A 12,182-nucleotide genomic window follows, 5' to 3' on the forward strand; every position below is an offset into this window, starting at 1 on the left:
GCATGCGCGACCCGTCCGTCCCCGCGCCGGCGCCTGCGCGCCGTCGCTTCCTGCAGGCGATGGCGGCCGCTGGTGCTGCCGCCGTGCTGCCGCTCGACGTTCTGGCACAGGCCTGCGGTACGCCGTGGCGTGAGTGGCGTGCGTTTGTCGATCGGCATATCGAGCCGGATGGCCGCGTGGTCGATCATCTCAATACCGACCTGCGCAGCACCTCCGAATCGCAGTCCTACGGATTGTTCTTCGCACTGGTGGACAACGATCCAGTGCTGTTCGACCGTATCCTGGCCTGGACCCGCCGCCACCTGTGCCGCGGCCGTGCCGACCTCAATCTGCCTGCGTGGTTGTGGGGGCGTGCCGCCGATGGCCAGTTCCGCGTGCTCGACCCCAACACCGCCGCTGACGGCGAGCTGTGGATCGCCTACGCGCTGCTTGAAGCGGGCCGCTTGTGGAAACGGCCGGGGCTGGTCGAAGCCGGCCGGCAGACGCTGGCGCTGATGCGCACGGCTGAAGTCGTCGAGCTGCCCGGCTTCGGCCCGATGCTGCTGCCCGGCAACCGCGGGTTCGTGCAGGCCGACCGCTGGACGCTCAACCCGAGTTACCTGCCGTTGTTCGTGCTGCGTCGTTTTGCCGCCGTCGATGCACGTGGCCCGTGGGCGCGGCTGGCCGAACGCAGCGTGGCGATGACGCGTGCCAGTGCGCCGGTCGGATTCGCGCCGGACTGGATCGCCTGGAACGGCAAGGCCTTCGTAGCCGACCCGGGCAAGGGCGCGATCGGCAGCTACGACGCGATCCGCTGCTATCTGTGGGCAGGCATGACCGATCCGGCCGATCCGTTGCGGCGCACCTTGCTTGATGGCCTGTCTGGGCCGGCATCGATGTTGCGCGCGCAGAGCGGCTTTGCCGAAAAGATCGACACACGGCTTGGGGTGGGCACCGGTACGCCGTCAACGGGCTTTGCCGCCGCCCTGCTGCCGTATCTCAGTGCACTTGGCCAGCCCGCATTGGCCAAAGCGCAGCTGGCGCGGATTCCCGCCGCCGGCACCCTCAACTATTACGATCGTGCCCTGGTGCTGTTCGGCAAGGGCTGGATGGATCGCCGCTACCGTTTTTCTGCCGATGGGCGACTGCTGCCCGCGTGGAGTTCGCCATGTTCCGCAAGACCCTGACACCTCTTTGCCTGGTTGGCCTGTGCGTGCTGACCGTGCCGGCCTTCGCGCAGAACGCGTCGTCGACGCAGCAACTGGTCAGCCAAGGCAACTACTGGCAGGACCAGGGCCGCGAGGATCTGGCCGCCGATGCCTGGCGCAAGCTGCTGGCCACCGATCCCAACCAGGCCGATGCACTGCTCGGCCTGGGCCTGATCGACCTCAACCAGGGCCGCCGTGCCGAGGCGCAGAAGCGACTGCAGCAGCTGCAGGCGCGTCATCCGTCCTCGGCGCAGACCACGCGCCTGCGCATGGCGCTCGGCGGTGGCGGTGGGGGGAACCAGCTGCAGACCGCGCGTCGCGCGGCGGCGGCCGGTCGCTATGTCGAAGCGGTACGTGCCTATGACGAGGCCTTCGGCGCAGGCGGTCCGCCCAATGATCTGGCGCTGGAGTACTACCAGGTGCTGGCCGGTACGCCGGAAGGCTGGACGCGCGCGCGCGATGGCCTGCGCCGCATCGCCACCGGCAACAACAACCCGGCCAAGTTGGCGCTGGCCCAGGTGCTGACCTACCGCGAGCCCACCCGCCGCGAGGGCATCGCCCAGCTGCGTACGCTCAGCCAGGCCACCGATACCGCCGGCCCCGCGCGTGCGGCCTGGCGCCAGGCGCTGCTGTGGCTCAACGCCACCACCGCCGATGCACCGCTGTACCAGGCCTTCCTGGACGTGGTGCCGAATGATCGCGAGGTGGCGGCCAAGCAGGCGCAGCTGCGTGAACAGGCCATCGCCAACCGCCCGGTGCCGCAGGACCCGAACCAGCGGCTGCTGGGCGAGGGCTTCCGTGCCCTGGACAGCAACAACCTGGCCCAGGCCGAAGCCCGTTTCGCCCAGGTGCTGCGCGCGCGTCCGCGCGATGCCGAGGCACTCGGTGGCCTGGGCTCTGTGCGTCTGCGCCAGGAGCGCTTCGGCGAAGCCAATGAACTGCTGCGCCCGGCGGCTGCGATCAACGGCAAATGGCGCAGCGCGGCCGATGCCGCGCGCTACTGGCTGACCCTGCAGGAGGTGCGTCGCCAGCCCAGCGGCGATGCCATCGCCCGGGTGCAGCAGGTCATCGCGCTGCAGCCGAAGGAGCCTGCGGGTTACGTCGCGCTGGCCGACCTGCAGAGCGGGAGCGATCCGGCCGCGGCCGAACGCAGCTACCGCAAGGCACTGGAACTGGATGCCGGCAATGCCGGTGCGCTGCAGGGCCTGGTCGGCCTGCTTGGTCGTCTTGGCCGCGCCGATGAAGCGGCCGCCCTGTTCGACCGGCTGACCCCGGCCCAGCAGGAAAGTGCCGGTGGCCAGTCGGTGCTGCGTGCCAACCTGGCGCGTGCCCGCGCGCAGCAGGCGCTGGCCGAGGGCAGCATCGAAATGGCGCAGATCGAGCTGGAAGATGCATTGCTGGTGCAGCCGCGTGACCCATGGCTGCGGTTGGAACTGGCGCGCCTGTACACGCGCGCGGGTCGTCCGGACCAGGCCAACGGTGTCATCGAAGGGCTGCGCGCGCTGGACGACAGCTCGGCGACCTCGCTGTATGCGCAGGCCCTGTTCGCTCAGGAGAACAGCGACTGGCCGCGCGCGTATGCGTTGCTGGAACGCATTCCCACCGCGTCGCGTGATTCGGAAATGACCGCGTTGCACGACACCGCGTGGGTGCAGGTGCAGGCCGCCCAGGCGCGCTCGCTCATGCAGCGCCAGCGCAGCGGCGAAGCGCAGCTGTTGCTGGCCCGCGCCGAAGCCGCACTCGGCGACCGGGTCAAGAACCCGGCCATCGTGGCCGCGTTGGCCGGTGCCTACGCCGACATCGGCAGCCAGCAGCGCGCCCTCGTGCTCGCGCAGCGCCTGATCGAAGGCGGTTCGCCCAGCGTCGACAACCGCCTGGAATATGCCTCGGTGCTGCTGCGCGCCGGTCGCGATGGCGAGGTCGCCGCGATCCTGCGCCAGCTCGCCGACGTGCCGCTCTCGGCCAGCCAGCAGACCCGCTTGAACGATCTGCGCAGCGGTTACGTGCTGCGCCAGGTCGATGCCCTGCGGGAGCTTGGCAATCTTGAAGGCGCATACGCGGTGTTGGCCCCGGCATTGGCCGAGCGCCCGCAGGACCCGCGCAACATCGCCGCGCTGGCACGGCTGTATGCCGCCGCGGGCGACAACGGCCAGGCCCTGGCGCTGTACCAGCAGCAGCTGCAGTTGGCACCGGGCGATCTGGATGCAATGGTTGCCGCCGCGGGCAGTGCCGCGGCGATGCGTGACATGGATCTGGCCGAACAGTATCTGGAGCGCGCGCTGAAGCAGGCCCCGGAATCGCCGGATGTGTTGGCGGCGGCAGGGCGCGTGTATCGCGCGGCCGGCAAGAACCGCCGCGCCGAAAGCTACTTCCGCGCGTCGCTGGCCGCCGCCGCGAAGGGCAGCGGCCAACTCGACAATGGCTACCCGCAGGCCAGCACCGCGATGCTGGCCAGCGGTGGCAGCTTCAATCCGTTCGCCGGTCTCAACCGTGGCGGTGGCACCCGTAACGCAGCGCTGCGCGATGGTGGTCTGCCACTGCCGGCCGCGACTGCCCGCCTGGCTGCCCAACCCCTGCCGATGGACGCCGGCCCGGCGATGGGCATGAGCCTGGGCCCGGCAAGCGTCACCCCGGTAATCGATGCCGATGGCCTGCCGGAACCGGTCATGGCCACGGCTGCGGCCAGCGGCGGTGTCGCCCTGCCGTTGCCGGTGCCCGGCTCGCGCCAGGTGCCCAGCCAGGCGAGTGCGCCGCGCGCCTCGCGCAATACCGCGCTTGGTCCGCTGCCGCCAGCCACCACCGGCAACGGCGTGCTCGACGAACTGCGCGCGCTCAAGGCCGAGAACAGCAGCAGCCTGGCGGTCGGCGCGGCGTATCGCACCCGCGCTGGCGAAGCCGGCATGGGCCAGCTCGATGACCTGCAGGTGCCGCTGGAAGGGCAGTTCGCGGTCGGCGATGGCAAGCTCAAGGTGGCAATCACCCCGACCGTGCTCGATGCCGGGCGCCCCGATCCGGAATACACCAGTGCCAGCCGCTTCGGCGGTGGCCCGCAGGCCGCTTTGGCCGGTGCACTGGCCGCTGACCGCACACCGGTCGATGACTTGGTCGGCTCGTCGCTGTACCAGACGCTGCTGACCCGTGGCGAGAGCAACGCGACCCGCAATCTGATCTACGACCGCGCGCTGGACAACGGTCGTTACCAGGAACTGTTCAACCAGACCGACGGTTCGCTCACCCAGGCCGAACGGGCCGCTGCCGCACGTGCGCTGCTGTTCGCCGATCCGCTGCCGAGTTACATCCTCAGCCGTGATCTGGCCAATACCTCGATCAGCGACATCGCCACCCAGGTGCTGGGCAATGCCGGCCTGGTGCGCGGGCTGAGCGCGGCCGAGCAGGCCCAGCTCAAGACGCTGGCCCAGGGCGGCGGTGGCTCACAGACACCGCAGGCGTTCCAGGACACTTTGTACGCGATGGTGGCCAATGCCGCCGGCGCGCGCCGCATGAGTTCCCAGGATGCCAGCGGCGCCGGTGTCTCGGTGGGCTATGAGCGGGGTGGCTTCCGCGCCGATGTCGGCAGCACGCCGCTCGGCTTCGATGACACGCAGATCGTCGGCGGCATCGGCTACCGCGGTCAGATCGGCGATGCGCTGACCTGGTCCGGCGAAGCCTCGCGCCGCGCGGTGACCGACAGCCTGCTGTCCTTCGCCGGCGTGGAAGACGGGCGCAACGGGCTGCGCTGGGGCGGGGTGACCGCGAGCGGCGCCAAGCTCGCCGCGACCGTCGACAACGGTCAGTTGGGCGGCTACGCCAGCGCGTCCTGGCATCGCCTGGAAGGCGAGAACGTGGCCGACAACGATCGCCAGGAAGTCGGCGTGGGCGTCTACGTGCACGCCCTGGAGACCGACAACCAGTCGCTGACCGCCGGCCTCAACCTGACCGCGATGCAGTACGACCGCAACCTCAGCGGCTTCACCTACGGACATGGCGGTTACTTCAGTCCGCAGCGCTATCTGGATGTCGGCTTCCCGGTGCACTGGAACGGGCGTACTTCCAGCGGCCGCGTGGCGTGGCAGCTGGATACCAGCGTCGGCGTACAGCACTTCAAGGAAGACGCCGCGCCGTACTTCCCGACCGATCCGGCGATGCAGCAGGCTGCCTACGAGGCCGCCTCGATGGCCGCGTTGCTGGGACTGACCACCGAGTACGTGGACCCGGTCTATACCGGCCAGACCAAGACCGGCGTGTCCTACAACCTCAGCGCCGCCGCCGAATGGCAGCTGTCTTCGCAGCTGTTCCTGGGCGGGCGCATGGAGTTCAACAACGCGCGTGACTACCGGCAGTTCGGCACCAGCCTGTACCTGCGCTTCCTGCTCGACCGCCTCGGCGCCGGGCTGGGCAAGCAGCCGCAGCCGCTGCGCTCGCCGTACGCGTCGGGTGAATGATTACCGTCATGCGTTGATGACCGGCCCGCTGCCAGGCTTTACCTGGCCGCGGGCGTCCCGCAGGCTTGCCAGGTTCCTGCTGCGAAGAGGCTGATGTCCGTGACTGAGTCCCCATCGTTCCATCGGATGCGCCGCCGTCTGCTGCAGGCGCTGGCCGTTACTCCGCTGCTGGCCTGCTCGGCCAACGGCCCGGCGCGCGGGCCTGGCCCGTGGACGGCCTGGCAGGTGATGCGTGCCTCCAGCGTGACCCCGGACGGGCGCATGGTCGACCACAACAACGCCGACCAGCGTTCGACCTCCGAAGGCCAGTCCTACGCGCTGTTTTTCGCGCTGGTGGACAACGACCAGCCGCTGTTCGATCGCCTGCTGCGCTGGACGGAGGACAACCTCGCCGGCGGCAGCATGGCCCAGCGCCTGCCGGCCTGGCTATGGGGGCGCGACACCACGGCCAATGCATGGAAGGTGCTCGACGACAATCCCGCCAGCGACTCGGATGTCTGGCTGGCCTATACCCTGCACGAGGCAGCGCGGTTGTGGAAACGGCCGGCGCTGCGGCAGACCGCCGAGGCGATGCTGGCGGCGATCCAGGTGCAGGAGCTGGTCGATGTGCCGGGCCTGGGCACGATGTTGATGCCTGGGCCCAAAGGATTTGCGACGGAAGACACGTGGCGGTTCAACCCCAGCTACCTGCCGTTGCCGCTGCTGCGCCGCTTCGCCGCGCTTGATCCGAGCGGGCCGTGGACCACCGTGATCGGCAACGGCGTTCGCCTGCTGCGCGATACCGCACCCCACGGCTTTGCGCCGGACTGGACCGCGTGGCGCGACGGCGGCTTCATCGCTGATCCGGACAAGGGTCCGCTCGGCAGTTACGACGCCATCCGCTGTTATCTGTGGGCAGGCATGACCGCCGTGAACGATCCCAGTTTCCGCTCGGTTCTGGATGCACTGCACGGCCCGCTGAGCACCCTGCGCGAGGGCCAGCCGATGCCGGAGAAGGTCAACACGCTCACCGGCATACGCGAAGGCACCGGCAACTACGGTTTCCAGGCGGCCCTGGTGCCGTACCTGCAGGCGCAGGGCGAGGCCGAACGCACCAAGGCAATGGTCGCTGCGCTGCCGACACCGGAGCAGCAGCGCGCCGCGCCGCCGCGCTATTACGAGCAGGTGCTCAGTCTGTTTGCCCTGGGCTGGTACGAAGGCCGCTATCGCTTTGCCGCCGACGGCCAACTGCGCCCAGCCTGGGCCTGACCAGCACCAGCACCGGCACACGGCCGGTGCCCGTCGATCACTCCAGCGCGTAGCGCAGCACGAACAACCCGGCCACCAGCCACACCGCCGGATGCACGTCGCGCCAGCGCCCGGTGCCGGCCTTGAGCACCGCATAGGCGATGAAGCCGAAGGCCAGGCCGTTGGCAATGGAGTAGGTGAACGGCATCGCCAGCGCGCACAGCGCGGCCGGCACCGATTCGGTCAGGTCGCCCCAGTCCACATCGACCAGCTCGCGCAGCATCAACCCGGCCACGAACAGCAGGGCAGGGGCGGTGGCATAGCCGGGCACCATCGCCGCCAGGGGCGAGAACAGCAGCGCCGCCAGGAACAATGCCGCCACCACCAGCGCGGTCAGACCAGTACGGCCACCGGCCTGCACGCCCGAGGCGCTTTCAGCGAAGGCGGTGGTGCTGCTGGTCCCGAGCAGCGAACCGGCCACGATCGCGGTGCTGTCGGCCAACAAGGCACGGCCGAACCGCTTCTGCGCGCCGGGCAGTTTCAACAGGCCCGCACGCCCGACCACGCCGTACAGCGTGCCGGTGGCATCGAACACTTCCACCAGCACGAACACCAGCACCACCTGCAGCAGCACCGCGATCGGCGCGCCACCGTCGTGGTGCAGCAGGCCCGGCAGGTCCAGCTGCAGGAACGTCGGCGCCAGGCTCGGCGGCAGCGAGATCAGGCCATGGAACTGCACCTCTCCGAGCAGCCAGGCCGCCCCGGTCACCGCCAGGATGCCGATCAGGATCGCGCCGCGCACCTTGCGTGCCTCCAGGATCGCGATCAGCAGGAAGCCGGCCAGGGCCAGCAGCGGCGGGGCGGTGTTGAGCGGCCCGAGTGCGACCAGGGTGTCGGTGTTGGCGATGATCACGCCGGATTTCTGCAGCGCGATGATCGCCAGGAACAGGCCGATGCCGGCCACGATCGCCGCGCGCAGCGAAGCGGGGATACCCGCCACCAGCCAGGCGCGTACGCCGGTCAGTGACAGCACCAGAAAGACCAGGCCGGAGATGAACACCGCCGCCAGCGCCTGCTGCCACGGCAGGCCGGCCGCGCCCACCACGGTGAAGGCGAAGAACGCATTCAAGCCCATGCCCGGGGCCATGCCGACCGGGAAGTTGGCCGCGAACGCCATCACCAGCGAGCCCAGCGCGGCGGCCAGGCAGGTGGCGACGAACACCGCGCCCGGGTCCATGCCGGTGGTGGCCAGGATGTCCGGGTTGACGAAGACGATGTAGGACATCGTCAGGAACGTGGTCAGGCCGGCCAGCAGTTCGGTACGCACGGAGGTGCCGTGCTGCTGCAGCTGGAACAGGCGTTCGGGGAGGGACATCGCGAAATCTCAAACCGTTGGTGGTGGGTACCGACCGTTGGTCGGTACGCTTCAAAGCATCACCACCAACGGTGGTGACCTACCGAAATGAGAAAGGCCGCGCGAGCGCGGCCTTTCCGGTTGCCTTATTTCAGCGCCTTGAAGCGCAGGCGCTTCGGCGCAGCGTCGTCGCCCATGCGGCGGCGCTTGTCTTCTTCGTACTCGCGGTAGTTGCCCTGGAAGAACTCCACGTGCGAATCGCCTTCGAACGCCAGGATGTGGGTCGCGATGCGATCCAGGAACCAGCGGTCATGCGAAATCACGAAGGTGTTGCCCGGGAACTCCAGCAGCGCATCTTCCAGCGCACGCAGGGTTTCGATGTCCAGATCGTTGGACGGTTCATCGAGCAGCAGCACGTTGCCACCCTGCAGCAGGGTCTTGGCCATGTGCAGGCGGCCACGCTCACCACCGGACAGCGAACCAACCAGCTTCTGCTGATCCTGGCCCTTGAAGTTGAAGCGGCCGATATAGGCGCGCGACTGGATCTCGATGCCGTTGATGTTGAGGATGTCCAGGCCGCCGGCGATTTCCTGGAAGACGTTGTGGTTGCCTTCCAGCGCGTCGCGGCTCTGGTCCACGTAGGACAGCTTGACGGTCGGGCCGACGGTGATTTCGCCAGAATCCGGCTTTTCCTGGCCGGTGATCATCTTGAACAGGGTCGACTTACCGGCACCGTTGGGGCCGATGATGCCCACGATCGCACCGGCCGGCACCAGGAAGCTCAGTTCGTCGAACAGCAGGCGGTCGCCGAACTTCTTGGAGACGTTCTTGAACTCCATCACCGAGTTGCCCAGGCGCTCGCCCGGCGGGATGAAGATTTCATTGGTCTCGTTGCGCTTCTGGTAATCCACCGACTGCAGTTCTTCCAGGCGGGCCAGACGGGCCTTGCCCTTGGTGCGGCCGCCCTTGGCGTTCTGGCGCGACCACTCCAGTTCCTTCTGGATCGCCTTCTGGCGGGATTTTTCCTGGTTGTCTTCCTGCTTCAGGCGCTCGTCCTTCTGCATCAGCCAATCGGTGTAGTTGCCCTTCCACGGAATGCCGCGGCCGCGATCCAGTTCCAGGATCCACTCGGCGGCGTTGTCCAGGAAGTAGCGATCATGGGTGACCGCCACGACGGTGCCGGTGTAGCGCGCCAGGAACTGTTCCAGCCACTCGACGGACTCGGCGTCCAGATGGTTGGTCGGTTCGTCGAGCAGCAGCATGTCCGGCTTCTGCAGCAGCAGGCGGCACAGTGCCACGCGGCGCTTTTCACCACCGGAGAGCTTGCCGATCACCGCATCCCACGGCGGCAGGCGCAGCGCATCGGCGGCCACGTCCAGCTGGTTTTCCAGGGTGTGCGCATCGCCGGCGGCGAGGATCGCCTCCAGGCGCTCCTGTTCCTTGGCCAGCTTGTCGAAGTCGGCGCCTTCCTCGGCATAGGCCAGGTAGACCGCGTCCAGCTGGGCCTGGGCCTGCAGCACTTCGCCGACGCCTTCCTCGACCGCTTCACGCACGGTCTTGGTCGGGTCCAGCTCCGGTTCCTGGGCCAGGTAGCCGACCTTGATGCCGGGCTGCGGGCGGGCTTCGCCCTCGAAATCGGTGTCCACGCCGGCCATGATCTTGAGCACCGTGGACTTGCCGGCACCGTTCAGGCCCAGCAGGCCGATCTTGGCACCCGGGAAGAACGACAGCGAGATGTCCTTGATGATCTGCCGCTTGGGCGGGACCACCTTGCTGACGCGGTTCATGGTGTAGATGTATTGCGAGGACATGAGCTCTCCGAAGGCGCAACCCTGCGCCCGTTCCGGACGGAACAGGAACAGAGGAAGAAAAGGATGCCCCGATTATAGCCGGAAGCGATCAATGCCGCCGGGAGCCAAGGGCGCCGGGGCTTGCCGCCGCCTGAATGCGGGGTCAAAGCCCTTGAATTGGAAACCGTTTCCAGCCGGAGACCGTTCAGATGGGGTGCGCATGATGGAGCCATCAACCCAACAAGCGAGGCCAATCATGCGCATGAATCGGGGCCGTTGCCTCGCTGCTGGCCTTGGGCACCGTGGCCCCGGCCTTTGCCGATGACCACCGTGGGCGCGGTCACGACCGCCGCGAGTGGCGTGATGACCGCCGTGACAACCGCCACGATCGCCATGACCGGCACGATCGTCATGACCGTCGCGAAGTCCGCCACGACCGCCGTTACGACCGCCGCTATGACAACCGCGGCTACTACCGCCCGGGCCCGCCGCCGCCGCGGGTGGTCTATCGCCCGGCGCCGGGCTATGGCTCCTACGGCTGGGCCCGCGGCCACCGCTACCGTGAGTACTACGGTGGCCCGGTCTATGTGGTCAACGATTACAGCCGCTACTCGGTGCGCCGCCCGCCGCGCGACCATCACTGGATCCGGGACGACCGCGGCAACCTGCTGCTGGTCGCCATCGCCACCGGGATCATTGCCGACTACGTGATCAACAACCGGTAAGACCGGGTCCAATCGCGGCGGTACCTCACACGGACGGCGTCCTTCGGGGCGCCGTTCTGGTTTCCACGGCGGGCCGCTGCGGCTGGCGCCCTGGGCAGCATGCGGTGGTGCCGGCGATCGGCGGCACAATTGGTCAGCCCCGCGCCCGGGGACTACAATCCAAGGCTCGCGCTGTACCCCCTCTGCCTGCCTGGAGTAACCGATGTTCCCGCGTGACGTCCGCATCGAAACCTACGATCCCGAACTGGCCAAGGCCATCGCCGCCGAAACCCAGCGCCAGGAAGACCATGTCGAGCTGATCGCCAGCGAGAACTACACCAGCCCGGCCGTGATGGAGGCCCAGGGCAGCCAGCTGACCAACAAGTACGCCGAAGGCTATCCGGGCAAGCGCTACTACGGTGGCTGCGAATACGTGGACATCGCCGAACAGCTGGCGATCGACCGCCTCAAGCAGCTGTTCGACGCCGACTACGCCAACGTGCAGCCGCACAGCGGTTCGCAGGCCAACCAGGCGGTGTACTTCGCGCTGCTGCAGCCGGGTGACACCATCCTGGGCATGAGCCTGGCCCACGGCGGTCACCTGACCCACGGTGCCAAGGTCAATGCCTCGGGCAAGCTGTTCAACGCCATCCAGTACGGGGTCGACGAAGCCGGCCTGATCGACTATGACGAGGTCGAGCGCCTGGCCCTGGAGCACAAGCCGAAGATGGTCGTGGCCGGCTTCTCGGCCTACTCGCAGGTGGTGGACTGGGCACGCTTCCGCGCCATTGCCGACAAGGTCGGTGCCTACCTGTTCGTGGACATGGCGCACGTGGCCGGCCTGGTCGCCGCCGGCGTCTACCCGAGCCCGCTGCCGCACGCCCACGTGGTCACCTCGACCACCCACAAGACCCTGCGCGGCCCGCGTGGCGGCATCATCATCGCCAAGGGCGCCAGCGAAGAACTGCAGAAGAAACTGCAGTCCATCGTGTTCCCGGGCATCCAGGGCGGTCCGCTGATGCACGTCATCGCCGGCAAGGCCGTGGCCTTCAAGGAAGCGCTGGAGCCGGGCTTCAAGGCCTACCAGCAGCAGGTGGTCAAGAACGCCCAGGCGATGGCCAACACGCTGATCGCGCGTGGCTACAAGATCGTGTCCGGCGGCACCCAGAACCACCTGATGCTGGTCGACATGATCGGCAAGGATGTCTCGGGCAAGGATGCCGAAGCCGCGCTCGGCCTGGCCCACATCACCGTCAACAAGAACTCGGTGCCCAACGACCCGCGTTCGCCGTTCGTGACCTCGGGCCTGCGCCTGGGCACCCCGGCGGTCACCACGCGCGGTTACGTGGAACAGGACTGCGTGGACCTGGCCAACTGGATCGCCGACGTGCTCGATGCCCCGGCTGACGAGGCCGTGATCGCCCGCGTGCGCGATGCGGTCAGCGCGCAGTGCCGCAAGTACCCGGTCTACGGTTGAC

General features: G+C 68.2%; 7 protein-coding genes. 5 read left to right on the forward strand and 2 right to left on the reverse strand.

The genetic code is table 11. The features are described from left to right. Positions 1-2: 2 nt before the first annotated feature. The 3 genes from bcsZ (C0R07_RS11990) (at position 3) to bcsZ (C0R07_RS12000) (ending at position 6,877) form a co-directional block, all read left to right on the forward strand. Complete coding sequence (bcsZ, locus tag C0R07_RS11990) at positions 3-1,166, forward strand: cellulose synthase complex periplasmic endoglucanase BcsZ (RefSeq protein ID WP_070471702.1); 1,164 nt, start codon at positions 3-5, stop codon at positions 1,164-1,166. Beyond that, positions 1,148-5,629 (forward strand): cellulose biosynthesis protein BcsC, encoded by a 4,482-nt coding sequence (locus C0R07_RS11995; protein WP_167390368.1) that lies wholly within the window; start codon positions 1,148-1,150, stop codon positions 5,627-5,629. Before bcsZ (C0R07_RS11990) ends, C0R07_RS11995 begins: the two co-directional genes overlap by 19 nt. A gap of 93 nt (positions 5,630-5,722) precedes the next feature. Continuing rightward, on the forward strand, positions 5,723-6,877 hold the full coding sequence (bcsZ, locus tag C0R07_RS12000) for a cellulose synthase complex periplasmic endoglucanase BcsZ (protein WP_070471703.1): 1,155 nt from the start codon (positions 5,723-5,725) through the stop codon (positions 6,875-6,877). Between the two features lie 37 nt (positions 6,878-6,914). On the opposite strand, the gene C0R07_RS12005 is transcribed toward bcsZ (C0R07_RS12000), so the two are convergent. Then, positions 6,915-8,231 (reverse strand): NCS2 family permease, encoded by a 1,317-nt coding sequence (locus C0R07_RS12005; RefSeq protein ID WP_102789010.1) that lies wholly within the window; start codon positions 8,229-8,231, stop codon positions 6,915-6,917. A gap of 125 nt (positions 8,232-8,356) precedes the next feature. Then, positions 8,357-10,021 (reverse strand): energy-dependent translational throttle protein EttA, encoded by a 1,665-nt coding sequence (gene ettA / locus C0R07_RS12010; RefSeq protein WP_019182522.1) that lies wholly within the window; start codon positions 10,019-10,021, stop codon positions 8,357-8,359. A gap of 272 nt (positions 10,022-10,293) precedes the next feature. On the opposite strand from ettA, the gene C0R07_RS12015 reads away from it, so the two are divergent. Further along, the gene (locus C0R07_RS12015; RefSeq protein WP_254427832.1) at positions 10,294-10,725 is read left to right on the forward strand and encodes an RcnB family protein; all 432 of its coding nucleotides are present in this window, start codon (positions 10,294-10,296) and stop codon (positions 10,723-10,725) included. Between the two features lie 202 nt (positions 10,726-10,927). Then, positions 10,928-12,181, forward strand: coding sequence for a serine hydroxymethyltransferase (gene glyA / locus C0R07_RS12020; RefSeq protein ID WP_102789012.1), 1,254 nt, complete (start codon positions 10,928-10,930; stop codon positions 12,179-12,181). The last annotated feature ends 1 nt before the right edge of the window (position 12,182 follow it).

The organism is Stenotrophomonas bentonitica (genome assembly GCF_002887735.1).
In the GTDB taxonomy this organism is placed as follows: Bacteria; Pseudomonadota; Gammaproteobacteria; order Xanthomonadales; family Xanthomonadaceae; genus Stenotrophomonas; species Stenotrophomonas bentonitica_A.